This is a genomic window from Neisseria gonorrhoeae (genome assembly GCF_013030075.1).
GTDB lineage: Bacteria > Pseudomonadota > Gammaproteobacteria > Burkholderiales > Neisseriaceae > Neisseria > Neisseria gonorrhoeae.
Genome location: NZ_AP023069.1, coordinates 1,702,410 through 1,729,181, shown reverse-complemented (window position 1 = coordinate 1,729,181; position 26,772 = coordinate 1,702,410). Strand labels below are relative to the sequence as shown.

Below are 26,772 nucleotides of genomic sequence, written 5' to 3'. Positions count from 1 at the left end.
TTGCCCGACGGGGTGGAAAATACAGTTGCTACGGCTCGATGAATCGTCAGAAATACCCGAACCGTCATTCCCGCGCAGGCGGGAATCTAGGTCTGTCGGTGCGGAAATTTATCGGGTAAAACGGTTTCTTGAGATTTTTCGTCCTGGATCCCCACTTTCGTGGGAATGACGGACGGTAAAAACAGGGTATGAACACCCGGTGTCTGTTATCACTGAATATCCAGAATGATTATTATTCTTGGGGCTGTCCTAGATAACTAGGGAAATTCAAATTAAGTTAGAATTATCCCTATGAGAAAAAGCCGTCTAAGCCGGTATAAACAAAATAAACTCATTGAACTGTTTGTCGCAGGCGTAACTGCAAGAACAGCAACAGAGCCTGACAGCATTGTTTATACGGATTGTTATCGTCGCTATGATGTATTGGATGCGGGCGAATTTAGCCATTTCCGTATCAATCACAGCACACATTTTGCCGAACGACAAAACCATATTAATGGAATTGGGAACTTTTGGAACCGGGCAAAACGTCATTTACGCAAGTTTGACGGCATTCCCAAAGAGCATTTTGAGCCGTATTTAAAGGAGTGCGAACGGCGTTTTAACAACAGTGAGATAAAAGTTCTTGTTCCATTTTAAAACAATTAGCAAAATCGAGTTTATCCTAGTTGTCCAGGACAGCCCCTTAATTTTTATAACGTCATGAAGCCGCACAGCAGTTTGAACAGTGATACGCCGTTTGCGGGCTTACGAGTTTATTTTCCCGGCCTGCAGTTTGAGCAATGCGGTGATTTCCTACGGCTAATACAAATGTTTACACATTAATACATTTCATTTATAGTTCCGCCTATTTGAAAATAGAAAATATGAATTCGACCGCAAGTAAAACCCTGAAAGGATTGTCGCTGGTGTTTTTCGCCTCTGGCTTCTGCGCCCTGATTTACCAGGTCAGCTGGCAGAGGCTTCTATTCAGCCACATAGGTATCGATTTGAGTTCGATTACTGTCATTATTTCTGTATTTATGGTCGGCTTGGGTGTAGGTGCGTATTTCGGCGGACGCATTGCTGACCGTTTTCCTTCAAGTATCATCCCCCTGTTTTGCATCGCTGAAGTATCCATCGGTCTGTTCGGTTTGGTAAGCAAGGGTCTGATTTCCGGCTTGGGGCATCTTTTAGTTGAGGCTGATTTGCCCATCATCGCTGCTGCCAATTTCCTCTTATTGCTGCTTCCTACCTTTATGATGGGCGCGACCTTGCCCTTGCTGACCTGTTTTTTTAACCGGAAAATACATAATGTTGGCGAGTCTATCGGTACCTTATATTTTTTCAACACTTTGGGTGCGGCACTCGGATCGCTTGCCGCCGCCGAATTTTTCTACGTCTTTTTTACCCTCTCCCAAACCATTGCGCTGACAGCCTGCCTTAACCTTCTGATTGCTGCTTCAGTATGGCTGCGTTACAGAAAGGATGGATATGGTGAACACTAAACCGAATACTAGTTTGATTTATATGCTTTCTTTCCTTAGCGGATTATTGAGCTTGGGTATAGAAGTCTTGTGGGTAAGGATGTTTTCGTTCGCAGCACAGTCCGTGCCTCAGGCATTTTCATTTACTCTTGCCTGTTTTCTGACCGGTATCGCCGTCGGCGCGTATTTTGGCAAACGGATTTGCCGCAGCCGCTTTGTTGATATTCCCTTTATCGGGCAGTGCTTCTTGTGGGCGGGTATTGCCGATTTTTTGATTTTGGGTGCTGCGTGGTTGTTGACGGGTTTTTCCGGCTTCGTCCACCACGCCGGTATCTTCATTACCCTGTCTGCCGTCGTCAGGGGGTTGATTTTCCCACTTGTACACCATGTGGGTACGGATGGCAACAAATCCGGACGACAGGTTTCCAATGTTTATTTCGCCAACGTTGCCGGCAGTGCATTGGGTCCGGTCCTTATCGGCTTTGTGATACTTGATTTCTTGTCCACCCAACAGATTTACCTGCTCATCTGTTTGATTTCTGCTGCTGTCCCTTTGTTTTGTACACCGTTCCAAAAAAGTCTCCGACTGAATGCAGTGTCGGTAGCAGTTTCCCTAATGTTCGGCATCCTCATGTTCCTACTGCCGGATTCCGTCTTTCAAAATATTGCTGACCGTCCGGATAGGCTGATTGAAAACAAACACGGCATTGTTGCGGTTTACCATAGAGATGGTGATAAGGTTGTTTATGGGGCGAATGTATACGACGGCGCATACAATACCGATATATTCAATAGTGTCAACGGCATCGAACGTGCCTATCTGCCACCCTCCCTGAAGTCCGGCATACGCCGCATTTTCGTCGTTGGATTGAGTACAGGTTCGTGGGCGCGCGTCTTGTCTGCCATTCCGGAAATGCAGTCGATGATCGTTGCGGAAATCAATCCGGCATACCGTAGCCTTATCGCGGACGAGCCGCAAATCGCACCGCTTTTGCAGGACAAACGTGTTGAAATTGTATTGGATGACGGTAGGAAATGGCTGCGTCGCCATCCTGATGAAAAATTCGACCTGATTTTGATGAATTCGACTTGGTACTGGCGTGCCTATTCCACTAACCTGTTGAGTGCGGAATTTTTAAAACAGGTGCAAAGCCACCTTACCCCGGATGGTATTGTAATGTTTAATACCACGCACAGCCCGCATGCTTTTGCTACCGCCGTACACAGTATTCCCTATGCATACCGCTACGGGCATATGGTAGTCGGCTCGGCAACCCCGGTAGTTTTCCCTAATAAAGAACTGCTCAAGCAACGCCTTTCCCGGTTGATTTGGCCGGAAAGCGGCAGGCACGTATTTGACAGCAGCACCGTGGATGCTGCAGCACAAAAGGTTGTCTCTCGTATGCTGATTCGGATGACGGAACCTTCGGCTGGGGCGGAAGTCATTACTGACGATAATATGATTGTAGAATACAAATACGGCAGAGGGATTTAACCGTCTTAAAGGGTTTCAGGCAACGCAGGTTTTAGGCAACGCAGGTTTTAGGTAACGCAGGTTTTAGGTAACGTCCTGCTAGTTCAAAAAAACCGCATCACAGCAGTCGGGACAAAATGGTTTAAACATTTTGTCCCGAATTCTTATTCCTATATATAGCGGATTAACAAAAATCAGGACAAGGCGGCGGGCCGCAGACAGTACGGATAGTACGGAACCGATTCGCCTGGTGCTTGGGCACCTTAGGGAATCGTTCCCCTTGAGCTAAGGCGGGGCAACGCCGTACCGGTTTTTGTTAATCCGCTATACCACGAATTACGGTGTAAAAATTTATATGACCTTATAAAATCAAATAAGAATCGTTATCATAACATGATTGTATTTATTGGGTTTTTTTGGGCGTTTTGCCGATATTTACCTTTTAATGGTTTTTGAAATTCGCTAAAATACGAAATTATTGTAGAAATTTTGTTAACGGATTTGGGTGTAACCATGTTGTCCGCTTATTTTCCCGTCTTTGTCTTTATCCTCGTCGGCCTCGCGGCCGGCGTACTGTTTATCCTGCTCGGCACGATTTTGGGCCCGAAACGCCACTATGCCGAAAAAGACGCGCCTTACGAATGCGGTTTTGAAGCCTTTGAAAACGCAAGGATGAAGTTCGACGTGCGCTATTACCTCGTCGCCATCCTGTTCATCCTCTTCGATTTGGAGGTTGCGTTTATGCTGCCGTGGGCAGTCGTGTTCAAAGATTTGGGCGCGTACGGCTTTTGGTCTATGCTGGTGTTTATCGTCGTCCTGACGGTAGGCTTTGTTTACGAATGGAAAAAAGGTGCGCTGGAATGGGAATAGAAGGCGTTTTGAAAAAAGGTTTCATCACCACCAGCGCGGATACGGTGTTGAACTATATGCGTACCGGTTCATTGTGGCCGGTTACTTTCGGATTGGCCTGCTGCGCCGTGGAAATGATGCATGCGGGTATGGCGCGTTATGACCTTGACCGTTTCGGTATCATTTTCCGTCCGTCCCCACGTCAGGCCGACCTGATGATTGTGGCAGGTACGCTGACCAATAAAATGGCGCCAGCCCTGCGTCGCGTGTACGACCAGCTCGCCGAGCCGCGCTGGGTATTGTCTATGGGTTCGTGTGCCAACGGCGGCGGCTATTATCACTATTCTTATTCCGTTGTGCGCGGTGCCGACCGTGTCGTGCCGGTGGACGTTTATGTGCCGGGTTGTCCGCCGACTGCGGAAGCTCTGATTTACGGCCTGATTCAGCTCCAACAAAAAATCAAGCGCACTTCCACCATCGCGCGTGACGAGTAAGGAGAGGACGATATGGCAAGCATTCAAAACTTATACGAGACCGTCGTCGGCGTGCTTGGCGATCAGGCAGGCAAAGTCATTTCAGCTTTGGGCGAGATTACCGTCGAGTGTCTGCCCGAGCACTATATTTCAGTCATGACCGCATTGCACGACCATGAAGATTTGCATTTCGAGCTTCTGGTTGACTTGTGCGGCGTCGATTACAGCACTTACAAAAACGAAGCATGGCAGGGCAAACGCTTTGCCGTTGTCAGTCAGTTGCTTTCCGTTAAAAACAATCAACGCATCCGCGTACGCGTCTGGGTTTCAGACGACGACTTCCCTGTAGTCGAATCCGTAGCCGATATTTACAACAGCGCGGATTGGTACGAGCGCGAAGCCTTCGATTTGTACGGCATCATGTTCAACAACCATCCCGACTTGCGCCGCATCCTGACCGATTACGGCTTTGTCGGACATCCGTTCCGCAAAGACTTCCCGATTTCCGGCTATGTGGAAATGCGTTATGACGAAGAGCAAAAACGCGTGATTTACCAACCTGTTACCATTGAGCCGCGCGAAATCACACCGCGTATCGTCCGTGAGGAGAACTACGGTGGCCAATAAATTAAGAAACTACACCATCAACTTCGGCCCGCAGCACCCTGCGGCGCATGGCGTATTGCGTATGATTTTGGAGCTGGACGGCGAACAAATCGTCCGTGCCGATCCGCATATCGGCCTCCTGCACCGGGGCACCGAAAAACTGGCGGAAACCAAAACCTATCTGCAAGCCCTGCCCTATATGGACCGTTTGGACTACGTTTCCATGATGGTCAACGAGCAGGCGTATTGCTTGGCGGTAGAAAAACTTGCCGGTATCGATGTGCCTATCCGCGCCCAATACATCCGCGTGATGTTCGCCGAAGTAACGCGCATCCTCAATCACTTGATGGGCATCGGTTCGCACGCCTTCGACATCGGCGCGATGACCGCCATCCTCTACGCCTTCCGCGACCGCGAAGAGCTGATGGACTTGTACGAAGCCGTGTCCGGCGCACGTATGCACGCCGCCTACTTCCGTCCCGGCGGCGTTTACCGCGACCTACCCGGCTTTATGCCCAAATACGAGAGCAGCAAATTCCGCAATGCCAAAGTATTGAAGCAGCTCAACGAATCCCGCGAAGGCACGATGCTTGACTTTATCGATGCCTTCTGCGAACGCTTCCCCAAAAATATCGACACACTCGAAACCCTCCTGACCGACAACCGCATCTGGAAACAGCGTACCGTCGGCATCGGCGTTGTCTCTCCCGAGCGCGCCATGCAAAAAGGCTTTACCGGTGTGATGCTTCGCGGTTCCGGCGTGGAATGGGACGTGCGTAAGACACAGCCCTACGAAGTGTACGACAAAATGGATTTCGACATCCCCGTCGGCGTCAACGGCGACTGCTACGACCGTTACCTCTGCCGTATGGAAGAAATGCGCCAATCCGTACGCATCATCAAACAATGCGCCGACTGGTTGCGCGTCAATCCCGGCCCGGTCATTACCGCAAACCACAAATTCGCTCCGCCCAAACGTACCGAAATGAAAACAGGTATGGAAGACCTGATTCACCATTTCAAACTCTTTACCGAGGGTATGCACGTTCCCGAGGGCGAGACCTACACCGCTGTCGAACACCCGAAAGGCGAGTTCGGCGTTTACATCATTTCAGACGGCGCAAACAAACCCTACCGCCTGAAAATCCGCGCACCCGGCTTCGCCCACCTGCAAGGCATGGACGAAATGGCAAAAGGCCATATGCTCGCCGACGTCGTTGCCATCATCGGTACGCAGGACATCGTATTCGGGGAGGTTGACCGATAATGTTATCCGCAAAATCCTTAAAACAAATCGACATTGAGTTGGCGAAATATCCCGCCGACCAACGCCGTTCCGCCATCATGGGCGCGTTGCGTATCGCCCAAACCGAAAAAGGCTGGCTCGCCCCCGAAACCATCGCTTTTGTTGCCGACTACATCGGCATCACGCCGGCGCAGGCATATGAAGTCGCCACTTTCTACAATATGTACGACCTTGAGCCTGTCGGCAAATACAAACTGACCGTTTGTACCAACCTGCCCTGCGCTCTGCGCGGCGGTATGGCGACCGGCGAATACCTCAAACAAAAACTCGGTATCGGCTACGGCGAAACCACGCCCGACGGCAAATTTACCCTTGTCGAAAGCGAATGCATGGGCGCGTGCGGCGATGCCCCCGTTATGCTGGTCAACAACCACAGCATGTGCAGCTTTATGACCGAAGAGGCGATTGAGAAGAAACTGGCGGAGTTGGAGTAGGTCGTCTGAAACGACGATTTAAACGTAGGTCGGATACTTGTATCCGACAGAGTGGGTAAAAAGGCAAAATGTCGGATTTAAGAATCCGCCCTACTGAAATACTGAAATGCCGTCATTCCCGCGCAGGCGGGAATCCACCGGTAAGATTCGGTTTCTGAATTTAATAAGACATTGCTTACCATTGAGGATGGATTCCCGCCTGCGCGGGAATGACGGCAGACAAGCAAGTGGTCGAGATCCAACAAAAACGATTGAAGGTCGTCTGAAAATATCGATTTGATAAACTAGATTTTATTTCAGAAGACGTTACAAGCCGATACACAAAGACATTTTAAGGTCGTCTGAAACAGCGGCCGCAACCGATACGAAAACAAACAGGCACACCAAAAATGGCTATTTACCAATCAGGCGTGATTTTTGACCAAGTGGATACCGCCAATCCCGATTGCTGGACATTGGACGAATACGTCAAACGCGGCGGCTATACCGCCCTGCGTAAAATCCTGTCCGAAAACATCTCGCAAACCGATGTGATTGACGAAGTCAAAACCTCCGGCTTGCGCGGGCGCGGCGGTGCGGGCTTCCCGACCGGTTTGAAATGGAGCTTTATGCCCCGTTCTTTCCCGGGCGAAAAATATGTGGTTTGCAACACCGACGAAGGCGAGCCGGGTACATTTAAAGACCGCGACATCATCATGTTCAATCCTCATGCCCTGATTGAAGGCATGATCATTGCCGGTTACGCGATGGGCGCGAAAGCCGGCTACAACTATATCCACGGCGAAATTTTCGAAGGTTATCAACGCTTTGAAGCCGCTTTGGAGCAGGCGCGTGCCGCAGGCTTTTTGGGTAAAAATATTTTGGGTTCGGATTTTGAATTCGAACTCTTCGCCCACCACGGCTACGGCGCATATATTTGCGGCGAAGAAACCGCATTGCTTGAATCGTTGGAAGGCAAAAAAGGCCAGCCGCGCTTCAAACCGCCGTTCCCCGCCTCGTTCGGCCTGTACGGCAAACCGACCACCATCAACAATACCGAAACGTTCTCCTCCGTTCCATTCATTATCCGTGACGGCGGACAGGCGTTTGCCGATAAAGGTATTCCGAATGCAGGCGGTACCAAATTATTTTGTATTTCCGGCCATGTCGAGCGTCCGGGCAACTATGAAGTGCCGTTGGGCACGCCGTTTGCCGAAGTCTTGAAAATGGCGGGCGGTATGCGCGGCGGTAAAAAACTCAAAGCCGTTATTCCCGGCGGTTCGTCCGCCCCCGTATTGCCTGCCGACATTATGATGCAGACCAATATGGACTATGACTCGATTTCCAAAGCCGGCTCGATGCTCGGTTCCGGCGCGATTATCGTGATGGACGAAGACGTGTGCATGGTCAAAGCCCTCGAACGCTTAAGCTATTTCTACTACGACGAATCCTGCGGCCAATGCACCCCCTGCCGCGAAGGTACCGGCTGGCTTTACCGCATCGTCCGCCGCATCGTAGAAGGCAAAGGCCGCATGGAAGACTTGGATTTGCTGGATTCTGTCGGCAACCAAATGGCAGGCCGCACCATCTGCGCCCTTGCCGATGCCGCCGTCTTCCCTGTCCGCAGCTTTACCAAGCATTTCCGTGATGAGTTTGCGCATTACATCGAACACGGCGGGCCGATGAAAGAGCATAAGTGGGGAGGGTGGTAATGGTGGAAGCTAAAATTTTTATTCTATACGGTGCAGCCAACAAAGGTAAGAGTACGACACTCAATACGCTTTTTAATCAGATTTGTCGGAAATTTTCTAAATTTCTAGTCTTTTTTGAAAGATATGGAAACGGCTTAGATTTTGTTGCAGTATTTGATCATGAAGGTCAGAGGATTGGTTTTTATTCATCTGGTGATAATGAATACGAGGTTAGGAGAAATTTATACAAACTTTATTCGCATAATTGTGATTTTATTTTGGCACGTCAAGGACACGGGGTGGTAGTTGCGATGCAGTAGGATATTGCATGGCGATGTAAATATAATTAATTGGTGTGAAAAGTTTGAGCCTACAGATGAAGACAATGAGCGTGCTGTTAAAGAGTTATTTAAGTCATTTAAAAATATAATAAATGAGTTATAGTTTTAGTTGGTTTTATATTGGTTAAAAGCAAAATGCTAAAAATTTAACTTTGCCGTCATTCCCGCACAGGCGGGAATCCATAGTGGAATTTACAGAACCCGATATTTGAAAAGCAGTTGCCGAAATTCAAAAAATGGATTCCCGCCTGTGCGGGAATGACGGCAAGGTGGCAGTAAACGTTTTAAACAGTATTGATTGTCAATGAAACTCAAAAGGCCGTCTGAAGCCCATTTTTCAGACGATCTCCATAAAAAATTATTTATCAAATACCCGTAACTAGGAACGAACCATGTTACAAATCGAAATCGACGGCAAACAGGTATCTGTGGAGCAGGGCGCGACGGTAATTGAAGCCGCGCACAAGCTCGGTACTTATATTCCGCATTTCTGTTACCACAAAAAGCTCTCTATTGCCGCCAACTGCCGTATGTGTCTGGTGGATGTGGAAAAAGCCCCCAAACCGCTGCCTGCCTGTGCCACGCCGGTAACGGACGGCATGATTGTGCGTACGCATTCGGCAAAAGCCCGAGAGGCGCAAGAAGGCGTGATGGAGTTCCTGCTCATCAACCATCCGCTTGATTGTCCGACCTGCGACCAGGGCGGCGAATGCCAGTTGCAGGATTTGGCGGTGGGCTACGGCAAAACCACCAGCCGTTATACCGAAGAAAAACGTTCCGTCGTCGGCAAGGACATGGGTCCTTTGGTTTCCGCCGAGGAAATGAGCCGCTGTATCCACTGTACCCGCTGCGTACGTTTCACCGAAGAAATCGCCGGTTTGCAGGAAATTGCGATGGTGAATCGTGGTGAACACTCCGAAATCATGCCCTTTATCGGCAAAGCGGTGGAAACCGAGCTGTCGGGCAACGTCATCGATTTGTGTCCCGTCGGCGCATTGACCAGCAAACCGTTCCGCTTCAACGCGCGTACTTGGGAATTGAACCGCCGCAAATCCGTTTCCGCACACGACGCTTTGGGCAGCAACCTGATTGTACAAACCAAAGACCATACCGTCCGCCGCGTGTTGCCGTTGGAAAACGAAGCCATCAACGAATGCTGGCTGTCCGACCGCGACCGTTTTGCCTACGAAGGCCTGTATCACGAAAGCCGTCTGAAAAATCCGAAAATCAAACAGGGTGGCGAGTGGATGGACGTGGATTGGAAAACCGCGTTGGAATATGTCCGCAGCGCGATTGAATGTATCGCCAAAGACGGCAACCAAAACCAAGTCGGCGTTTGGGCTAATCCGATGAATACGGTTGAAGAGCTGTATCTGGCCAAAAAATTTGCCGACGGCTTGGGTGTTAAAAACTTTGCAACCCGTTTGCGCCAACAAGACAAACGTCTTTCAGACGGCCTTAAAGGTGCGCAATGGTTGGGACAAAGTATTGAATCTTTGGCTGACAACGATGCCGTATTGGTAGTCGGTGCGAACTTGCGCAAAGAACAGCCGCTCCTGACCGCCCGCCTGCGCCGCGCCGCCAAAGACCGTATGGCCTTGAGCGTATTGGCCGGCAGTAAAGAAGAATTGTTTATGCCGCTTCTGTCTCAAGAAGCCGCACATCCCGACGAGTGGGCAGGCCGTCTGAAAAACCTGTCTGCCGATGCGGAACATGCCGTTACCGCCAGCCTGAAAAACGCTGAAAAAGCAGCGGTGATTTTGGGTGCGGAAGTGCAAAACCATCCTGATTACGCCGCCATTTATGCCGCCGCGCAAGAGTTGGCGGACGCGACCGGCGCAGTGCTGGGCATTTTGCCGCAAGCCGCCAACAGCGTCGGTGCGGACGTATTGGGTGTGAACTCGGGCGAGAGCGTTGCCGAAATGGCAAACACGCCGAAACAGGCAGTCTTGCTGCTCAACGTCGAGCCTGAAATCGATACGGTTGACGGTGCAAAAGCCGTAGCCGCGTTGAAACAGGCGAAAAGCGTGATGGCGTTTACGCCGTTTGTCAGCGAAACGCTGCTGGACGTGTGCGACGTATTGCTGCCGATTGCGCCGTTTACCGAAACATCAGGCAGCTTCATCAATATGGAAGGCCGTCTGCAATCTTTCCACGGCGTGGTACAAGGCTTCGGCGATTCACGTCCGTTGTGGAAAGTGTTGCGCGTATTGGGCAACCTGTTTGACCTGAAAGGTTTTGAATACCACGATACCGCCGCGATTCTGAAAGACGCGCTGGATGCGGAAAGCCTGCCGTCCAAACTGGACAACCGCAGCACATGGGCAGGGGAGGGCGTTCAGACGGCCTCAGACCGCCTCGTCCGTGTCGGCGGCGTCGGTATTTATCATACTGATTCTATCGTGCGCCGTTCCGCACCGTTGCAAGAAACCAGCCATGCCGCCGTGCCTGCCGCGCGTGTAAATCCGAACACATTGGCACGCTTGGGCCTGCAAGACGGACAAACCGCTGTCGCCAAACAAAACGGCGCAAGCGTATCGGTTGCCGTCAAAGCCGATGCCGGTTTGCCTGAAAACGTGGTGCATCTGCCGCTGCATACCGAAAATGCCGCGCTGGGTGCGTTGATGGGCACTATTGAACTGGCGGGAGCTTGATTATGCAGGAATGGTTCCAAAACCTCTTTGCCGCAACGCTCGGTCTGGGCGATTTGGGCATCACCGTAGGCTTGGTGGTATCCGTCATCGTCAAAATCGTGATTATCCTGATTCCGCTGATTCTGACCGTTGCCTACCTGACGTATTTCGAACGTAAAGTCATCGGCTTTATGCAGCTTCGCGTCGGCCCGAACGTAACCGGCCCGCGGGGTCTGATTCAGCCGTTTGCCGACGTGTTCAAACTCTTGTTTAAAGAGGTAACCCGTCCGAAGCTGTCAAACAAAGCCTTATTCTACATCGGCCCGATTATGTCGCTCGCCCCGTCTTTCGCGGCGTGGGCGGTGATTCCGTTTAACGAAGAATGGGTGCTGACCAATATCAATATCGGCCTTTTGTACATCCTGATGATTACCTCGCTGTCGGTTTACGGCGTGATTATCGCGGGCTGGGCTTCCAACTCCAAATATTCGTTCTTGGGTGCAATGCGTGCTTCCGCGCAAAGCATTTCCTACGAGATTGCCATGAGTGCCGCGCTGGTGTGCGTTGTGATGGTATCGGGCAGCATGAACTTCTCCGACATCGTTGCCGCGCAGGCAAAAGGCATCGCGGGCGGTTCTGTGTTCTCGTGGAACTGGCTGCCGCTGTTCCCAATCTTCATCGTCTATCTGATTTCCGCCGTTGCCGAAACCAACCGCGCACCGTTTGACGTGGCAGAGGGCGAGTCTGAAATCGTTGCCGGACACCACGTCGAATACTCCGGCTTTGCATTCGCGCTGTTCTTCCTTGCCGAATACATTTTCATGATTCTGATTGCCGCGCTGACATCGCTGATGTTCCTCGGCGGCTGGTTGTCTCCGTTCCCGCAAAGCTGGGGCATTGTCGGTACGCCTTCCGCATTCTGGATGTTCGTGAAAATGGCGGCGGTGCTGTACTGGTATCTGTGGATTCGTGCAACCTTCCCACGCTACCGCTACGACCAAATCATGCGTTTGGGCTGGAAAGTGCTGATTCCGATCGGCTTCGCCTACATCGTGGTTTTGGGCGTGTGGATGATTTCACCGCTGAATTTGTGGAAATAAGTTTCAGACGGCATCTTGAGGCCGTCTGAACAAAGCGATTTTGAATACCTAACGAAATCCCTGTTTTGAGGGAACATAATATGGCTAACTTAGTAAAAACCTTTCTGCTTGGCGAACTGGTCAAAGGCATGGGCGTAACGCTCAAAAACTTTTTTGCCCGCAAAGACACAATTTATTTTCCCGAAGAGAAAACGCCGCAATCCGTGCGTTTCCGCGGTCTGCACGCGCAACGCTGTTATCCGAACGGAGAGGAACGCTGCATCGCGTGTAAATTGTGCGAGGCGGTGTGTCCGGCAATGGCGATCAACATCGAATCGGAAGAACGCGAAGACGGCACCCGCCGCACCAAGCGTTACGACATCGACCTGACCAAGTGCATCTTCTGCGGTTTCTGCGAAGAGGCCTGCCCGACCGATGCGATTGTGGAAACCCATATTTTTGAATACCACGGCGAGAAAAAAGGCGACTTGCATATGACCAAGCCCATCCTCTTGGCAATCGGCGACAAATACGAAGCCGAAATCGCCAAACGCAAAGCCGCTGACGCGCCGTACCGCTAAGGAGCAGACGAATGACTTTTTCCGTGATTCTGTTCTATATCCTTGCCGCCATCGTTTTGTACGGTGCGGTTCGTACCGTTACCGCCAAAAACCCTGTCCATGCCGCTTTGCATCTGGTGCTGACCTTCTGCGTGAGCGCGATGATTTGGATGCTGATGCAGGCGGAGTTTTTGGGCGTTACGCTGGTGGTGGTTTACGTCGGCGCCGTAATGGTGTTGTTCCTGTTCGTCGTGATGATGCTGAATATCGACATCGAGGAAATGCGCGCCGGTTTCTGGCGGCACGCGCCTGTTGCCGGTGTGGTCGGTACGTTGTTGGCGGTTGCCCTGATCCTGATTCTGGTCAACCCGAAAACCGACCTGGCCGCATTTGGTCTGATGAAAGACATTCCGGCCGATTACAACAATATCCGCGATTTGGGCAGCCGTATTTATACCGACTACCTGTTGCCGTTTGAATTGGCGGCGGTATTGCTGCTGTTGGGCATGGTGGCCGCGATTGCATTGGTTCACCGCAAAACCACCAATCCGAAACGTATGGATCCAGCCGACCAAGTTAAAGTACGCGCCGATCAAGGCCGTATGCGTCTGGTGAAAATGGAAGCGGTCAAACCGCAAGTCGAATCTGCCGAAGAAAGCGAAGTTTCAGACGGCCTCAAGACGGAAGGGGAGGGCAAAGCATGATTACTTTGACGCATTATCTGGTATTGGGCGCTCTCCTGTTCGGTATCAGCGCGATGGGCATCTTTATGAACCGCAAAAACGTGCTGGTATTGCTGATGTCCATCGAGCTGATGCTTTTGGCGGTGAACTTCAACTTTATCGCCTTCTCGCAACATTTGGGCGATACTGCCGGACAAATTTTCGTATTCTTCGTATTGACCGTTGCCGCTGCCGAATCTGCCATCGGTTTGGCGATTATGGTGCTGGTGTACCGCAACCGACAAACGATTAATGTTGCCGATTTGGACGAGTTGAAAGGGTAATCATGAACGATATGACTTTATATTTGATAATTGCCCTTGTTCCGTTGGCAGGCTCGCTGATTGCGGGTTTGTTCGGCAACAAAATCGGGCGTGCCGGCGCGCATACGGTTACGATACTCGGTGTCGCTGTATCTGCCGTGCTGTCGGCTTATGTGCTGTGGGGATTCCTCAATGGCAGCCGTACCAAGTTTGACGAAAACGTCTATACCTGGCTGACAATGGGCGGCTTGGATTTTTCCGTCGGCTTCTTGGTCGATACGATGACGGCGATGATGATGGTCGTGGTAACGGGCGTGTCGTTGATGGTGCATATCTATACCATCGGTTATATGCACGATGAAAAAGTCGGCTACCAACGCTTCTTCAGCTATATTTCTTTGTTTACTTTCAGCATGTTGATGCTGATTATGAGCAACAACTTCATCCAGCTCTTCTTCGGTTGGGAAGCGGTGGGCTTGGTGTCGTATCTCTTGATCGGTTTCTATTTCAAACGCCCGGGCGCGACATTTGCCAACCTGAAAGCCTTTTTGATCAACCGTGTCGGCGACTTCGGCTTTTTGCTCGGTATCGGCTTGGTGCTTGCCTATTTCGGCGGCAGCCTGCGTTATCAGGACGTATTCGCCTATCTGCCCAACGTACAAAATGCCACTATCCAGCTTTTCCCCGGCGTGGAATGGTCTTTGATTACCGTAACCTGTTTGCTCCTGTTTGTCGGTGCGATGGGTAAATCGGCACAATTCCCGCTGCACGTCTGGCTGCCCGATTCGATGGAAGGCCCGACTCCGATTTCTGCATTGATTCACGCCGCGACGATGGTTACCGCCGGTTTGTTTATGGTGTCGCGTATGTCGCCGATTTATGAGATGAGCAGCACCGCGCTGTCGGTCATTATGGTAATCGGCGCGATTACCGCCCTGTTTATGGGCTTCTTGGGTGTGATTCAAAACGACATCAAACGTGTGGTTGCGTATTCTACCCTGTCGCAACTGGGCTACATGACCGTGGCTCTGGGCGCGTCCGCCTATTCTGTGGCGATGTTCCACGTCATGACCCACGCCTTCTTTAAAGCCTTGCTGTTCTTGGCGGCGGGCAGTGCGATTATCGGTATGCACCACGATCAAGATATGCGCCATATGGGCAACCTGAAAAAATACATGCCGATTACTTGGCTGACTATGCTGATCGGCAATTTGTCTCTGATCGGTACGCCGTTCTTCTCCGGCTTCTACTCCAAAGATTCGATTATCGAAGCAGTGAAATACAGCACCCTGCCGGGCAGCGGCTTTGCCTATTTTGCCGTCCTCGCCAGCGTGTTCGTTACCGCGTTTTACGCGTTCCGCCAATACTTTATGGTGTTCCACGGCGAAGAAAAATGGCGCAGCCTGCCCGAACACCATTCAGACGGCCATGGTGAAGAACATCACGGCTTGGGCAAAAACGACAATCCGCACGAAAGCCCGCTGGTCGTTACCCTGCCGCTGATTCTGCTTGCGATTCCGTCCGTCATCATCGGCTACATCGCCATCGAACCCATGCTCTACGGCGATTTCTTCAAAGACGTGATTTTCGTCAACGCCGACGCGCATCCGACCATGCACATCATGAAAGAAGAGTTCCACGGCGCATTGGCGATGGTGTCGCACAGTCTGCATTCGCCCGTCCTCTATCTCGCTACCGCAGGCGTATTGAGCGCATGGCTTTTGTACGTCAAACTGCCGCACCTGCCCGCTAAAATCGCGCAGGCGTTCCGTCCGGTTTACGTTTTGTTTGAAAACAAATACTACCTCGACGCCTTGTATTTCAACGTCTTCGCCAAAGGCACGCGCGCATTGGGCACTTTCTTCTGGAAAGTCGGCGATACCGCCATTATCGACAACGGCATCGTCAACGGCTCCGCCAAACTGGTCGGCGCGATTGCCGCTCAGGTACGCAAAGCCCAAACCGGCTTTATCTACACCTACGCCGCCGCTATGGTGTTCGGCGTATTGGTCTTGCTCGGCATGACCTTCTGGGGCTTGTTCAGATAAAGGCGGAGTTTCAGACGACCTGTTCATAGTTTTGTAGAGGTCGTCTGAAAAGTTTGAGAAGTGGGCATTAAGTCAAAGGGTGGAACAAAATGGTACCCAACAGGCGTGAAATAGCCAACATGCAAATTATCTGTTTCCTAAATTTTTTAGGCAATCTCAACAAATATAGAGGAGTCAAAAGGGATGACACAGTTATTTTTACATTCAGATACACCAAATGAGAAGGAACTGATTTCAATATATGAGAAAGCTGTTTCAGAGGCAGTAGAGCTGTATATTTTCTCTGCGTATCTCACTCATTGGGATGTAAAAAATAAGCTCAATAGCAAATTGCAAGAGTTTAAATTTATTTTTGGACAAGATTTCGGATTGTCTAAAAAAGAGGCTATTCGGAAAGTGTTGAAATGGCTTCCGTCCCATTTGAAATTCACACTGATGGTAGCTCAAGGCATTCAGGGTTTTCATCCTAAAGCTGTATTTTGGAAGAATGATAAGAATGAATATTATGCTTTAATCGGTTCTTCAAATTTGACTCATGCTGCGTTTAATAGCAATTATGAAGCAAATATTTTGACTAAAATTTCCGAGCAGGATTTTATAAAAGTCAAATCTTGGGCTGATGAAATTGCGATGAAATCTATCCCGGTATCGGAAGATTGGCTTGAGGAGTATCAGGAAGCTGAAATTAACTATAAGAAATCAACTGTTAGACAATCAGTGATGGATAAGTTATTTATGGAGATGCCAAATTATAATCAAGAACTGATTGCGGCACGGAGAAAGCAGATGAGAAACCATCAAACTGTGTGTAATCAATTAAAAAATCTTATTAAGCAATGTGCAGCAGGAAAAATAGACAATAATGATTTTTATGGGGAATTTAATAAATTATGGTCTTGGAAAAGCGAAAATAAAGGAGAAGGGGTAGGCAATCGTTTTCAAGATAAAACGTGGAAAAGGACGGGTAAGTCTTCAGATTTTAGAAAATTATGCATTGCCATCCAATCAGTTTTTGATGCTCCACTTACTGAGAGAGATAATGTGGTTGCCAAGCAAATTGATTGGCTAAAAGAATGTGGGGTTTCCACTCGTGGTTCAGTTTTTTCTGAAATGCTTTGTCAAGAATATCCAGATAGATATCCTGTTTTAAATGCTCCCATTAAAAAATTTTTAGAAGAAAATAAATTTAAGTCTGCAAAAGGAGCAAGCGAAGGCTCCAAATATATTGATTTAAGTATGAAGTTAAGAGCTTTACTAGCTATGCAGTCAGAAATAAAAGATTTGGCTGAATTAGATGTTTTAGTACAGGCAGAATATCGCAATCGTACAGATATTGATTGGGAATAAGTAAAGAAGGGGGGAGAGTATTCATTCCTTCTTTCAGACGACTTCCTAAAACGCTGTCTGTAAAGACCAACCCATACAACTATATTTTTTATTTTAACCACAGGTTAACCACTATGTTTTCCAACTACCTACTCAGCTTGGCAATATGGATACCCATCGCCGCAGGCGTGCTGGTTTTGGCGACCGGTAAAGACAGCCGTGCGCCGCTGGCGCGTGTGCTTGCCTTCATGGGAGCGCTTGCCGGTTTCTTGGTAACGCTGCCCCTGTTTACCGGTTTCGACCGTTTGAGCGGCGGCTATCAATTTACCGAGTTCCACGAGTGGATTCCGCTTCTGAAAATCAACTACGCATTGGGCGTGGACGGTATTTCAGTGCTCTTTATCATCTTGAATGCGTTTATTACGCTGCTGGTGGTATTGGCCGGTTGGGAAGTCATTCAGAAACGTCCGGCGCAGTATATGGCGGCATTCCTGATGATGTCGGGTTTGATTAACGGCGCGTTTGCCGCGCAGGATGCGATTCTGTTTTATGTGTTCTTCGAGGGTATGCTGATTCCGCTGTACCTGATTATCGGTGTATGGGGCGGCCCGCGCCGCGTCTATGCGTCGGTCAAGCTGTTCCTCTATACGCTGACGGGTTCGCTCTTGATGTTGGTTGCCATGGTTTACCTGTACTATCAGACAGGCAGCTTCTCTATTGTCGATTTCCAAAACATCAAACAGATTCCGTTGGGCGTACAACAGCTTTTGTTTGTAGCGTTCTTCCTGTCATTTGCCGTAAAAGTGCCGATGTTCCCCGTACACACTTGGCTGCCGGATGCCCACGTTGAAGCGCCGACCGGCGGTTCGATGGTGTTGGCGGCAATTACGCTGAAACTGGGTGCGTATGGTTTCTTGCGCTTTATCCTGCCGATTATGCCGGACGCGGCTCGCTATTTTGCCCCCGTGATCATCGTATTGAGCCTGATTGCCGTAATTTATATCGGTATGGTGGCCCTGGTGCAAACCGATATGAAGAAACTGGTGGCGTATTCGTCCATCAGCCATATGGGTTTTGTAACGCTTGGGATGTTTTTGTTTGTTGACGGGCAGTTGGACGACTGGGCGTTGAAAGGCGCGGTCATTCAGATGATTTCGCACGGCTTCGTGTCGGCGGCGATGTTTATGTGCATCGGTGTGATGTACGACCGCCTGCACACGCGCAATATTGCCGATTACGGCGGCGTGGTCAATGTGATGCCCAAGTTTGCGGCGTTTATGATGTTGTTCGGTATGGCGAACGCCGGCCTGCCTGCGACTTCCGGCTTCGTGGGCGAGTTTATGGTGGTTATGGGCGCGGTTAAAGTGAATTTCTGGGTGGGCGCGCTGGCGGCTATGACGCTGATTTACGGCGCGTCTTATACCCTGTGGATGTACAAGCGCGTGATTTTCGGCGCGATTCACAATCCGCACGTTGCCGAAATGAAAGACATCAATTGCCGCGAGTTTGCGATTCTGGCGGTTTTGGCGGTTGCTGTTTTGGGGATGGGCCTGTATCCGAACGCATTTATCGAAGTGGTGCATCAGGCGGCAAACGATTTGATTGCCCATGTGGCGCAAAGCAAGATTTGAGGTGTGTAAATGAATTGGTCAGATTTGAATTTAATGCCCGCACTGCCCGAAGTCGCGCTGCTGTCGCTACTGGTGTTATTGTTGCCGGCGGACTTGTGGGCCAGTGATGACAAATGCCGTTGGACGCATTACGGCGCGTTGGCAACGGTGGCGGTTACGGCGGCGGTGCAGCTTGCCGTGTGGGAACAGGGCAGCACGTCTTCGTTCAACGGGATGTATATTGCGGACGGTATGTCGCGTTTGGCAAAAATGGTTTTATATGCCTTGACGTTTGTCCTGTTTGTCTATGCCAAGCCCTACAACCAAGTGCGCGGTATTTTCAAAGGCGAGTTTTACACCCTGTCGCTGTTTGCCCTCTTGGGCATGAGCGTGATGGTGAGCGCGGGGCATTTTTTAACTGCCTATATCGGTTTGGAACTCTTGTCGCTCGCCCTTTACGCCCTGATTGCCCTGCGCCGCGATTCCGGTTTTGCCGCCGAAGCCGCCTTGAAATATTTTGTTCTGGGCGCGCTGGCATCCGGCCTGCTGCTCTACGGTATTTCTATGGTTTACGGCGCAACCGGTTCGCTGGAATTTGCCGGCGTGCTCGCCTCTTCCTTCAATGAAGAAGCTAACGAATGGCTGTTGAAACTGGGTCTGGTGTTTATCGTCGTCGCCGTTGCGTTCAAACTCGGCGCGGTACCGTTCCATATGTGGATGCCCGACGTGTATCACGGCGCGCCCACTTCTGTTACCGCCTTGGTCGGCACTGCCCCGAAAATCGCCGCCGTCGTTTTCGCTTTCCGCATCCTCGTTACCGGGCTGGGAACCGTGCATCATGACTGGTCTCTGATGTTTGCCCTGCTTGCCGCCGCCTCGCTGCTGGTCGGCAACCTTGCCGCCATCATGCAGACCAATATCAAACGTATGCTCGCCTATTCCACCGTATCGCATACGGGTTTCATCCTGTTGGCGTTTATGGCGGGCGCGGTCGGCTTTGCGGCGGGCCTCTATTACGCCATTACCTACGCGCTGATGGCGGCGGCAGGGTTCGGCGTGTTGATGGTGTTGTCGGACGGGGACAACGAGTGCGAAAACATCAGCGATTTGGCAGGGTTGAACCAACACCGCGTATGGCTTGCCTTTTTGATGCTGCTGGTTATGTTCTCTATGGCGGGCATTCCGCCGCTGATGGGTTTTTACGCCAAATTCGGCGTGATTATGGCGCTTTTGAAACAAGGCTATGTATGGTTGTCGGTGTTTGCCGTCGTGATGTCGCTGGTTGGCGCGTTCTACTACCTGCGCGTGGTCAAAGTCATGTATTTTGACGAATCCGGCCGCGCCCGTCCCGCCGCCGGCGGCAACAATGCCGCAAAATCCCTCTTAAGCGTCAACGCGCTGCTGTTGGTGCTGTGGGGCATTATGCCGCAAACCGTTATCGACTGGTGCGCCAAGGCGTTGGAGAACACGCTGTGAGCCGCCGAAACGGCAGCCGTGTCAGAGGCTGCCGTTTTTGTTAAGATATGCCGTTCCGCAATGCAGTTCAGACGGCATCGCCGCCGACAATGCCCAAACAGAAAGCCCATCATGACCGCATCCATGTACATCCTTTTGGTCTTGGCACTCATCTTTGCCAACGCCCCCTTCCTCACGACCAGACTGTTCGGCGTGGCCGCGCTCAAGCGCAAACATTTCGGACACCACCTGATCGAGCTGGCGGCAGGTTTCGCGCTGACCGCCTCTCTTGCCTACATCCTCGAATCCCGTGCGGGAGCGGTACACAATCAGGGTTGGGAGTTTTACGCCACCGTCGTCTGCCTGTACCTCATTTTCGCCTTCCCGTGTTTCGTGCGGCGGTATTTTTGGCACACGCGCAACAGGGAATAAACAAGCAAACAAGCATAGGAATGCCGTCTGAAACCCTTTCAGACGGCATTTGTTTCATTCAAGTGCAGGCCGGCATCGCTGTGCCGGCACGTTTCAGTCGGCGATATACGCCGGTTTTAATATTTGCGTGCGACTGCAAATTCTGCCAACTGCCGCAGGCGCAGGGCTTTGTCGCCGAAGGGTTCGAGCAGCGCGACTGCTTCGGCAACCAGTTTGTGTGCGTATGAGCGCGCCGCTTCCAAGCCCATCAGTTTCACATAAGTCGGCTTGTCGTTGTCGGCATCTTTGCCCGCCGTCTTGCCCAAAGTCGCCGTGTCCGCTTCACAATCCAACACATCGTCGATGACTTGGAACGCCAAACCCAGTTTTGCCGCGTAAGCGTCCAATACGGCAAGTTCCGCGTCGGACAGATCGGGACACGCCGTCGCCCCCAATAAAACCGCCGCACGGATCAACGCCCCCGTTTTCAGGCTGTGCATCCGTTCCAAATCGGCTTGAACCATTTGTTTGCCGACATTTGCCAAATCGATTGCCTGTCCGCCCGCCATACCCGCGCTGCCGCCCGCTTTTGCCAACACCGACAACATTGCCAACTGGCGTGCGGCGGGCAGTTCTGTCGGACGGCTCAACACGTCGAAGGCTTGGGTTTGTAAAGCGTCGCCGGTCAGAAGGGCGGTGGCTTCGCCATATTTGATGTGGCAGGTCGGTTTGCCGCGCCGCAGGCTGTCGTTGTCCATCGCCGGCATATCGTCGTGAACCAAAGAATAGACGTGGATCATTTCGATTGCCGCCATTGCCTGTCCGACCGCATCCGCCACGGCCCCGCCCAATTCCGAAGCCGCCAGCACCAGCATCGGGCGCAGACGCTTGCCGCCGTCCAAAGCCGCATAGCGCATCGCTTCGTGCAGCGTGTGCGGGATTTCGTTTCCAGACGGCAAAAAGCGTTCCAGCAGCAGCTCTGTCTGCGCCTGCGCCCTCTGTTGCCACGCTTTCAAATCATTCGTCGGATTCAAGGTTCAACTCCTTCGTCCCGTCCGCATCCAAAACCTGTAATTTCTGTTCGACTTGGGCCAGCTTGGTTTGGCAGTACCTGACCAGCTCGTTGCCTTCCTGATAGGCGGCAAGCGCGTCTTCCAAGGGCATTTCGCCCTGCATGGACTGCGTCAGCGATTCAAGGCGCGACAAGGCCTCTTCAAACGATTTCGGGGTGTTTTTCTTCATAGTTTCGGGTGTTCCGGTAAAAAGCGGATTGTAGCATTTTTGCAAAACGGATGCCGTCTGAAACCCGAATCCGGCTTCAGACGGCATTTTTTCCGCCCCGGTCGGCAAGGCGTTACCCGAGCAGTTCGTCGGTGATGCCCTGCAAAAAGGCGAGGCGTTCGGGGCTTGCCGCCCCGGTTTCGGCGGCGGCTTTGAAGGCGCAGCCGGGTTCGGCGCGGTGGGTGCAGTTGTGGAAGCGGCATTGCCCGACAAGGTGGCGGAAATCGGGGAAATAGTGCGGCAAATCGGCGGCTTGGAGGTGGTGTAAACCAAATTCTTGCAAACCCGGGGAGTCGATGAGTTGGGTTTCGCCGTTCAAATCATAAAGCCGGGCGTGGGTGGTGGTGTGTTTTCCCGAGTCGAGTGCGGCGGAAATGTCGCCGGTGCGGGCGGTTTGGCTGCCTAAAAGGGCGTTGGTCAGGGTGGATTTGCCCATACCGCTTTGTCCGAGCAGGATGTTGCTGTGCCCTTGCAGGACGGGGCGCAGGCTGTCGGCGTTTTCCAGCACGCGGGTTTCGATGACGGGGTAACCCAGCGTTTCGTAGAATTTGAGTTTTTCGAGCCAGAGGGCGGTTTCGGGCAGGTCGGCTTTGTTCAGGACGATGACGGCGCGGATGCCGGCGGCTTCGGCGGCAAGCAGGGCGCGCTGTAGCAGCCGCACGCTCGGACTCGGGACGGCGGCGGTTACGATGAGGAGTTGGGTAACGTTGGCGGCGATGAGTTTGGTTTTCCACGCGTCTTGGCGGTAGAGCAGGCTTTGGCGCGGTAAAAAATCTTCAATCACAACTTGTTCGGCGTTGACGGGGCTGATGCGGACGCGGTCGCCGCAGGCGAAATCGACGCGTTTTTTGCGGGTGCTGGCTTCGTAGGTTGTGCCGTCGGGCGTGCGGACGATGTAGCGGCGGCCGTAGCCGGCGGTAATTTGGGCGGTGTCGTTCATGGTTTCTTTGGGGTTGGGTGTGGAAATGCCGTCTGAAAAGGGGTGTTCGGACGGCATCGGTTCAGTCGTGCTGCCACTCGACGTGTTCGCTGAGGAAGCCGCCGCTCTGGTGCGCCCAGAGTTTGGCGTAAAGCCCGCGTTTTTCGAGGAGTTCGGCGTGTGTGCCTTCTTCGATGATGCGGCCTTTGTCGAGGACGACGAGCCTGTCCATCGCGGCAATGGTGGAGAGGCGGTGGGCGATGGCGATGACGGTTTTGCCTTCCATCATTTTGTCGAGGCTTTCTTGGATGGCGGCTTCAACTTCGGAATCGAGCGCGCTGGTGGCTTCGTCAAGCAGCAGGATGGGTGCGTCTTTGAGCATCACGCGGGCGATGGCGATGCGCTGGCGTTGTCCGCCGGAGAGTTTCACGCCGCGTTCGCCGACGTGCGCGTCGTAGCCGCTCCGCCCTTTGGCATCGGAAAGGTCGGGGATGAAGCCGGCGGCTTCGGCGCGTTCGGCGGCGGAAACCATTTCGGCATCGGTCGCGTCGGGGCGGCCGTAAATAATGTTGTCGCGCACGGAACGGTGCAGCAGCGAGGTATCTTGTGTGACCAAACCGATTTGGGCGCGTAAAGATTCTTGGGTAACGCCGCTTATGTCCTGCCCGTCGATCGAAACCGTGCCGCTTTGCGGTTCGTAGAAACGCAAAAGCAGGTTGACGATGGTGGATTTGCCCGCGCCGCTGCGTCCGATCAAGCCGACTTTTTCGCCGGGTTTGATATTCAGGTTAAAGCCGTTGAGCAGCGGTTTGCCGGCTTCGTAGCAAAAATCGACGTGTTCGAACTTGATTGCGCCTTGCGGCACGTTCAGCGGCAGGGCTTGGGGCTTGTCGAGGATGGTGTGCGGTTTGGACAGGGTCGCCATGCCGTCGTTGACGATGCCGATGTTTTCAAACAGCCGCGCGGATTCCCACATAATGTATTGCGACAGCCCGTTGACGCGCAACGCCATCGCGGTGGCGGTGGCGACCGCACCCACGCCGACCTGTCCGTTGTGCCAAAGCCAGATGCCCAGTGCGGCGGCGGAGAGGGTCAGCGAAGTGTTGACGATGAAGCTGCACGAATGCAGCAGAGTCGCCAGCCGCATTTGGGCGCGCACCGTAACCATAAATTCTTCCATCGACTGCTTGGCATAGACGGCTTCGCGCGCGCCGTGGAAAAAGAGTTTGACGGTGGCGATATTGGAATAGGCATCGGTAATGCGGCCGGTCATCAGCGAGCGGGCATTCGCCTGCCGTGCGGCGGTTTGCCCCAATCTGGGAATCAGCAGGCGCATTACCGAAGCGAAACCGATTATCCAGCCGATAAAGGGCAGCAGCAGCCATGAGTCGAGCGAGGCGAGAATCACGCCCGAAGTGATGAAATACACCGACACATAAACGACCATATCGGCAACCGTCATCACCGCGTCGCGCAACGCCAGCGCGGTCTGCATGACTTTGGCGGACACGCGGCCGGCAAATTCGTCCTGATAAAAACCGAGGCTCTGGTTCAGCATCAGGCGGTGGAAGTTCCAGCGCAGGCGCATAGGGAACACGCCCTGAAGGGTTTGCAGGCGCACGTTGGACGCGGCAAACGCCCACACGACCGAAAACACCATCATCGCCGCCATTGCCGCCAGTTCCCAACCTTTTTCGGCAAACAGTTCGGCGGGCGCGTATTTGCCGAGCCACTCTACGATTTTGCCCATAAATTGAAAAATCAGGGCTTCCATAATGCCGATGCCGGCGGTCAGCGCAGCTAGGGCGGCTATCCATTTCCGCACCCCGTCCATACTGCTCCAGACAAACCGGCACAAGCCTTTTTCGGGCGTTTTCGGCGCGGCTTCGGGGTAGGGGTCGATTCGGGACTCGAACCAGGAAAATATTTTGTTCAACATTGTTTTCGATTTCGGTAAAACAGTTTCAGACGGCATCAAACACAATGCCGTCCGAAAGGAGGGACAATAACGCCATTTTACGGGAAAAGCCGTCGGGAAGACAGCGCGGGGCGGAAACGCAGGGTTTCGTCAGGGCAAACGCCGCGCCGCCTTCGGACGGCATTATTTCAGCAGGTTTTTCAGGGCAAGGCGCACGCCTTCGCCCACGTCCGTCCCCTTCGGAACGCCTTTGACCGCCGCTTTTGCCTCGCGTTCGTTGTAACCCAGCGCAAGCAGCGTGCTGACGATGTCTTCCGTTTCGTCGGCGGCGGGTGAGGCGGCAAACAGCCCGTCCGTTACCGTATGCGCGACCAGCTTGCCGCGCAGTTCCAAGACCATACGTTCGGCGGTTTTTTTGCCGATTCCCGGAGCGGAGGAGAGGCGTTTGACATCTTCTTCTGCAACCGCCCGCGCCAGCTCGTCTGCCGTCATCGCCGACAAAATGCCCAAAGCCGTTTTCGCGCCGATGCCGCCGACCTTAATCAGTTGGCGGAAGGTCTTGCGTTCTTCCGCAGTGGCAAAACCAAATAAAAGATGTGCGTCTTCCCGAATGATAAGCTGGGTAAACAGTTGTACGCTTTCACCCACGGGCGGCAGGTTGTAGAAGGTCTGCATCGATACGTCGGCTTCATAACCGACACCGTTGACATCGATGACGATTTGCGGAGGGTTTTTTTCAACCAGTTTGCCGGTCAGTCTGCTGATCATGTGTGCCGAATCCTGAAGTGTCGGGTGCAAAATGCCGTCTGAAACCGGTTCGGGCTCCAGACGGCACGGATTGTATCAAATTCAGTCGTCGCGGCGGGAGGAAATCACGCGGCCGGTACGGGCATCGACAACGACTTTGTATTCCTGTCCGTTTTTGACGATTTCGACATCATAGTGCGGACGGCCGTCGTCGTGTTCGAGATCGATGTCGGTGATTTTGCCGCCGACACGCGCCCAAGCCGCTTTTTCGGCTTGGGCGCGGCTGATGATTTTGTCTTGTTTGCCGTGTTGGTGTGCGGCGTGTCCGTGGTCGTCATCGCCGTGTCCGTCGTGGTGGGCGAGTGCGGGGGCGGAAATGCCCAACAGTGCGGTTGCGGCGGCGGTCAAGAGAAGGTGTTTGATGTTCATATTTGCCCTTGTAAATCAGGGGTTGAAAAATGGGGATATTAATAAGGTATCGAATAACCGTCAACCGGAGGTCAGTACCGCCCGAACCATACCGCGTGCCTGCGCTTCGGCTTCGGCGGCGCGTTCCTGCGAGGCAAACGGGCCCATTTTGACAACGTATTCGTAACGGCGTTTTTCAACCGAGAGGTTCGGGCTTGATGACGAAGCGGCGAAATTTTGGGCGGCTTGGTTCAGATAGGCTTGTGCTTCGTGTTCCGTACCGAAAGATTTCAAGTCGATAAAGATGTCTTTGTTTTCGGCAACCGGTGCGGATTGGCCCGGGACGATTTGTTCGATTTTGACGTGTGCCGTCCCTTGGCTGACAAAGCCCAATTTTTGCGCGGCGGCTTTGGATACGTCGATGATGCGGTTGCCGTGGAAGGGGCCGCGGTCGTTGACGCGGACGATGACGCTTTTGCCGTTTTTGGTGTTGGTTACGCGCACATGGCTGGGGATGGGCAGGGTTTTGTGGGCGGCGGTAAAGGCGTTCATATCGTAGCGGTCTCCGCCGGAAGTTTTGCGCCCGTGAAACCTGCCGCCGTACCACGAGGCGTTGCCGGTTTGCGTGAATTCGGCGACTTTGTAGCTGCGGTTGGCGGAGGCGTGCAGTTTTTCCGCCTTGACCACTGCGTCGGCGGATGCCGTCTGAAGGGAGTGTGTGCCGAACGCGGCGGTGAGGAGGAAAAGGGTTTTTCGGGTTAAAGTCAAAATGT

At 52.4% G+C, this 26,772-nt stretch carries 27 protein-coding genes and 1 pseudogene; 20 read left to right on the top strand and 8 right to left on the bottom strand.

Annotated elements, in window-relative coordinates:
• The first annotated feature begins 291 nt into the window (after nucleotides 1-291).
• From HT085_RS09050 to HT085_RS08955, 20 genes and pseudogenes are all read left to right on the top strand, one after another.
• Nucleotides 292-668 (top strand): annotated as a pseudogene (locus HT085_RS09050) (transposase).
• Between the two features lie 198 nt (nucleotides 669-866).
• Entirely contained in the window at nucleotides 867-1,487 is a 621-nt protein-coding gene (locus tag HT085_RS09045) for a fused MFS/spermidine synthase (protein ID WP_003696151.1), read from the top strand.
• Entirely contained in the window at nucleotides 1,474-2,961 is a 1,488-nt protein-coding gene (locus HT085_RS09040) for a spermine/spermidine synthase domain-containing protein (RefSeq protein WP_003691931.1), read from the top strand. Before HT085_RS09045 ends, HT085_RS09040 begins: the two co-directional genes overlap by 14 nt.
• 492 nt (nucleotides 2,962-3,453) lie before the next feature.
• The gene (locus HT085_RS09035; RefSeq protein WP_002216332.1) at nucleotides 3,454-3,810 is read left to right on the top strand and encodes an NADH-quinone oxidoreductase subunit A; all 357 of its coding nucleotides are present in this window, start codon (nucleotides 3,454-3,456) and stop codon (nucleotides 3,808-3,810) included.
• Entirely contained in the window at nucleotides 3,801-4,283 is a 483-nt protein-coding gene (locus tag HT085_RS09030) for a NuoB/complex I 20 kDa subunit family protein (protein ID WP_002215610.1), read from the top strand. The genes HT085_RS09035 and HT085_RS09030 overlap by 10 nt, the downstream gene beginning before the upstream one ends.
• Nucleotides 4,284-4,295: 12 nt before the next feature.
• Nucleotides 4,296-4,889: an NADH-quinone oxidoreductase subunit C gene (locus tag HT085_RS09025; RefSeq protein WP_003689952.1), complete on the top strand. Its 594-nt coding sequence runs from the start codon at nucleotides 4,296-4,298 to the stop codon at nucleotides 4,887-4,889.
• Complete coding sequence (nuoD, locus tag HT085_RS09020) at nucleotides 4,879-6,135, top strand: NADH dehydrogenase (quinone) subunit D (RefSeq protein WP_003689951.1); 1,257 nt, start codon at nucleotides 4,879-4,881, stop codon at nucleotides 6,133-6,135. Before HT085_RS09025 ends, nuoD begins: the two co-directional genes overlap by 11 nt.
• Nucleotides 6,135-6,608: an NADH-quinone oxidoreductase subunit NuoE gene (gene nuoE, locus HT085_RS09015; protein WP_014580373.1), complete on the top strand. Its 474-nt coding sequence runs from the start codon at nucleotides 6,135-6,137 to the stop codon at nucleotides 6,606-6,608. Before nuoD ends, nuoE begins: the two co-directional genes overlap by 1 nt.
• A 389-nt stretch (nucleotides 6,609-6,997) precedes the next feature.
• On the top strand, nucleotides 6,998-8,299 hold the full coding sequence (gene nuoF, locus HT085_RS09010; RefSeq protein WP_003689949.1) for an NADH-quinone oxidoreductase subunit NuoF: 1,302 nt from the start codon (nucleotides 6,998-7,000) through the stop codon (nucleotides 8,297-8,299).
• The gene (locus tag HT085_RS09005) at nucleotides 8,299-8,598 is read left to right on the top strand and encodes a hypothetical protein (protein WP_010359298.1); all 300 of its coding nucleotides are present in this window, start codon (nucleotides 8,299-8,301) and stop codon (nucleotides 8,596-8,598) included. Before nuoF ends, HT085_RS09005 begins: the two co-directional genes overlap by 1 nt.
• Before the next feature lie 413 nt (nucleotides 8,599-9,011).
• Nucleotides 9,012-11,273 carry an NADH-quinone oxidoreductase subunit NuoG gene (gene nuoG, locus HT085_RS09000; RefSeq protein WP_003691927.1) on the top strand — a complete coding sequence of 754 codons (2,262 nt, stop codon included), beginning with the start codon at nucleotides 9,012-9,014 and terminating at the stop codon, nucleotides 11,271-11,273.
• Between the two features lie 2 nt (nucleotides 11,274-11,275).
• Nucleotides 11,276-12,352 carry an NADH-quinone oxidoreductase subunit NuoH gene (nuoH, locus tag HT085_RS08995; protein ID WP_003691926.1) on the top strand — a complete coding sequence of 359 codons (1,077 nt, stop codon included), beginning with the start codon at nucleotides 11,276-11,278 and terminating at the stop codon, nucleotides 12,350-12,352.
• A gap of 80 nt (nucleotides 12,353-12,432) precedes the next feature.
• Entirely contained in the window at nucleotides 12,433-12,912 is a 480-nt protein-coding gene (gene nuoI / locus HT085_RS08990; RefSeq protein WP_014580372.1) for an NADH-quinone oxidoreductase subunit NuoI, read from the top strand.
• 11 nt (nucleotides 12,913-12,923) lie between these two features.
• On the top strand, nucleotides 12,924-13,595 hold the full coding sequence (locus HT085_RS08985) for an NADH-quinone oxidoreductase subunit J (protein WP_003689941.1): 672 nt from the start codon (nucleotides 12,924-12,926) through the stop codon (nucleotides 13,593-13,595).
• A complete protein-coding gene (gene nuoK, locus HT085_RS08980) occupies nucleotides 13,592-13,897 on the top strand; it encodes an NADH-quinone oxidoreductase subunit NuoK (protein WP_002215628.1) in 306 nt (101 codons plus the stop codon). Before HT085_RS08985 ends, nuoK begins: the two co-directional genes overlap by 4 nt.
• A 2-nt stretch (nucleotides 13,898-13,899) precedes the next feature.
• A complete protein-coding gene (gene nuoL, locus HT085_RS08975; protein WP_003691922.1) occupies nucleotides 13,900-15,924 on the top strand; it encodes an NADH-quinone oxidoreductase subunit L in 2,025 nt (674 codons plus the stop codon).
• Nucleotides 15,925-16,107: 183 nt separating this feature from the next.
• Nucleotides 16,108-17,271 carry a phospholipase D family protein gene (locus HT085_RS08970; protein ID WP_003691920.1) on the top strand — a complete coding sequence of 388 codons (1,164 nt, stop codon included), beginning with the start codon at nucleotides 16,108-16,110 and terminating at the stop codon, nucleotides 17,269-17,271.
• A 113-nt stretch (nucleotides 17,272-17,384) separates the two neighbouring features.
• On the top strand, nucleotides 17,385-18,881 hold the full coding sequence (locus tag HT085_RS08965) for an NADH-quinone oxidoreductase subunit M (protein WP_003691918.1): 1,497 nt from the start codon (nucleotides 17,385-17,387) through the stop codon (nucleotides 18,879-18,881).
• A gap of 9 nt (nucleotides 18,882-18,890) precedes the next feature.
• Nucleotides 18,891-20,336: an NADH-quinone oxidoreductase subunit NuoN gene (gene nuoN, locus HT085_RS08960; RefSeq protein ID WP_003689932.1), complete on the top strand. Its 1,446-nt coding sequence runs from the start codon at nucleotides 18,891-18,893 to the stop codon at nucleotides 20,334-20,336.
• 111 nt (nucleotides 20,337-20,447) lie between these two features.
• Nucleotides 20,448-20,747 (top strand): DUF2818 family protein, encoded by a 300-nt coding sequence (locus tag HT085_RS08955; protein ID WP_010359269.1) that lies wholly within the window; start codon nucleotides 20,448-20,450, stop codon nucleotides 20,745-20,747.
• 116 nt (nucleotides 20,748-20,863) lie between these two features.
• Here HT085_RS08955 and HT085_RS08950 read toward each other — a convergent pair whose 3' ends face one another.
• The 8 genes from HT085_RS08950 to HT085_RS08910 all read right to left on the bottom strand — a co-directional run bounded on the left by HT085_RS08950 (nucleotide 20,864) and on the right by HT085_RS08910 (nucleotide 26,767).
• The gene (locus tag HT085_RS08950) at nucleotides 20,864-21,760 is read right to left on the bottom strand and encodes a polyprenyl synthetase family protein (RefSeq protein ID WP_003691917.1); all 897 of its coding nucleotides are present in this window, start codon (nucleotides 21,758-21,760) and stop codon (nucleotides 20,864-20,866) included.
• Nucleotides 21,744-22,055, bottom strand: a complete 312-nt coding sequence (locus HT085_RS08945) for an exodeoxyribonuclease VII small subunit (protein ID WP_003697631.1) — start codon at nucleotides 22,053-22,055, stop codon at nucleotides 21,744-21,746. The genes HT085_RS08950 and HT085_RS08945 overlap by 17 nt, the downstream gene beginning before the upstream one ends.
• A gap of 25 nt (nucleotides 22,056-22,080) precedes the next feature.
• Nucleotides 22,081-23,004, bottom strand: a complete 924-nt coding sequence (gene rsgA / locus HT085_RS08935) for a ribosome small subunit-dependent GTPase A (RefSeq protein ID WP_003689928.1) — start codon at nucleotides 23,002-23,004, stop codon at nucleotides 22,081-22,083.
• 4 nt (nucleotides 23,005-23,008) lie between these two features.
• Nucleotides 23,009-24,865: an ABC transporter ATP-binding protein gene (locus HT085_RS08930; protein ID WP_003689927.1), complete on the bottom strand. Its 1,857-nt coding sequence runs from the start codon at nucleotides 24,863-24,865 to the stop codon at nucleotides 23,009-23,011.
• Nucleotides 24,866-24,890: 25 nt separating this feature from the next.
• A complete protein-coding gene (locus HT085_RS08925) occupies nucleotides 24,891-25,028 on the bottom strand; it encodes a hypothetical protein (protein ID WP_003689926.1) in 138 nt (45 codons plus the stop codon).
• Entirely contained in the window at nucleotides 25,028-25,612 is a 585-nt protein-coding gene (ruvA, locus tag HT085_RS08920; protein ID WP_003689924.1) for a Holliday junction branch migration protein RuvA, read from the bottom strand. The genes HT085_RS08925 and ruvA overlap by 1 nt, the downstream gene beginning before the upstream one ends.
• A gap of 81 nt (nucleotides 25,613-25,693) precedes the next feature.
• Nucleotides 25,694-26,020, bottom strand: a complete 327-nt coding sequence (locus HT085_RS08915; RefSeq protein WP_003689921.1) for a PepSY domain-containing protein — start codon at nucleotides 26,018-26,020, stop codon at nucleotides 25,694-25,696.
• A gap of 60 nt (nucleotides 26,021-26,080) precedes the next feature.
• Nucleotides 26,081-26,767 carry a septal ring lytic transglycosylase RlpA family protein gene (locus tag HT085_RS08910; RefSeq protein WP_003689919.1) on the bottom strand — a complete coding sequence of 229 codons (687 nt, stop codon included), beginning with the start codon at nucleotides 26,765-26,767 and terminating at the stop codon, nucleotides 26,081-26,083.
• Nucleotides 26,768-26,772 lie beyond the last annotated feature (5 nt).

Bases quoted from the DNA above. Each gene is read 5' to 3' on its own strand.
- HT085_RS08925 (WP_003689926.1), bottom strand. From the start codon at position 25,028: ATGCCGTCCGAAGGCGGCGCGGCGTTTGCCCTGACGAAACCCTGCGTT.
- HT085_RS08915 (WP_003689921.1), bottom strand. From the start codon at position 26,020: ATGAACATCAAACACCTTCTCTTGACCGCCGCCGCAACCGCACTGTTG.
- HT085_RS09030 (WP_002215610.1), top strand. From the start codon at position 3,801: ATGGGAATAGAAGGCGTTTTGAAAAAAGGTTTCATCACCACCAGCGCG.
- HT085_RS08945 (WP_003697631.1), bottom strand. From the start codon at position 22,055: ATGCCGTCTGAAGCCGGATTCGGGTTTCAGACGGCATCCGTTTTGCAA.
- HT085_RS08955 (WP_010359269.1), top strand. From the start codon at position 20,448: ATGACCGCATCCATGTACATCCTTTTGGTCTTGGCACTCATCTTTGCC.
- nuoL (WP_003691922.1), top strand. From the start codon at position 13,900: ATGAACGATATGACTTTATATTTGATAATTGCCCTTGTTCCGTTGGCA.
- nuoK (WP_002215628.1), top strand. From the start codon at position 13,592: ATGATTACTTTGACGCATTATCTGGTATTGGGCGCTCTCCTGTTCGGT.
- nuoF (WP_003689949.1), top strand. From the start codon at position 6,998: ATGGCTATTTACCAATCAGGCGTGATTTTTGACCAAGTGGATACCGCC.
- ruvA (WP_003689924.1), bottom strand. From the start codon at position 25,612: ATGATCAGCAGACTGACCGGCAAACTGGTTGAAAAAAACCCTCCGCAA.
- HT085_RS08965 (WP_003691918.1), top strand. From the start codon at position 17,385: ATGTTTTCCAACTACCTACTCAGCTTGGCAATATGGATACCCATCGCC.
- nuoE (WP_014580373.1), top strand. From the start codon at position 6,135: ATGTTATCCGCAAAATCCTTAAAACAAATCGACATTGAGTTGGCGAAA.
- nuoG (WP_003691927.1), top strand. From the start codon at position 9,012: ATGTTACAAATCGAAATCGACGGCAAACAGGTATCTGTGGAGCAGGGC.
- nuoN (WP_003689932.1), top strand. From the start codon at position 18,891: ATGAATTGGTCAGATTTGAATTTAATGCCCGCACTGCCCGAAGTCGCG.
- HT085_RS09035 (WP_002216332.1), top strand. From the start codon at position 3,454: ATGTTGTCCGCTTATTTTCCCGTCTTTGTCTTTATCCTCGTCGGCCTC.
- HT085_RS09040 (WP_003691931.1), top strand. From the start codon at position 1,474: ATGGTGAACACTAAACCGAATACTAGTTTGATTTATATGCTTTCTTTC.
- HT085_RS08970 (WP_003691920.1), top strand. From the start codon at position 16,108: ATGACACAGTTATTTTTACATTCAGATACACCAAATGAGAAGGAACTG.
- nuoH (WP_003691926.1), top strand. From the start codon at position 11,276: ATGCAGGAATGGTTCCAAAACCTCTTTGCCGCAACGCTCGGTCTGGGC.
- HT085_RS09045 (WP_003696151.1), top strand. From the start codon at position 867: ATGAATTCGACCGCAAGTAAAACCCTGAAAGGATTGTCGCTGGTGTTT.
- HT085_RS08985 (WP_003689941.1), top strand. From the start codon at position 12,924: ATGACTTTTTCCGTGATTCTGTTCTATATCCTTGCCGCCATCGTTTTG.
- nuoI (WP_014580372.1), top strand. From the start codon at position 12,433: ATGGCTAACTTAGTAAAAACCTTTCTGCTTGGCGAACTGGTCAAAGGC.
- HT085_RS09005 (WP_010359298.1), top strand. From the start codon at position 8,299: ATGGTGGAAGCTAAAATTTTTATTCTATACGGTGCAGCCAACAAAGGT.
- HT085_RS08930 (WP_003689927.1), bottom strand. From the start codon at position 24,865: ATGTTGAACAAAATATTTTCCTGGTTCGAGTCCCGAATCGACCCCTAC.
- rsgA (WP_003689928.1), bottom strand. From the start codon at position 23,004: ATGCCGTCCGAACACCCCTTTTCAGACGGCATTTCCACACCCAACCCC.
- HT085_RS09025 (WP_003689952.1), top strand. From the start codon at position 4,296: ATGGCAAGCATTCAAAACTTATACGAGACCGTCGTCGGCGTGCTTGGC.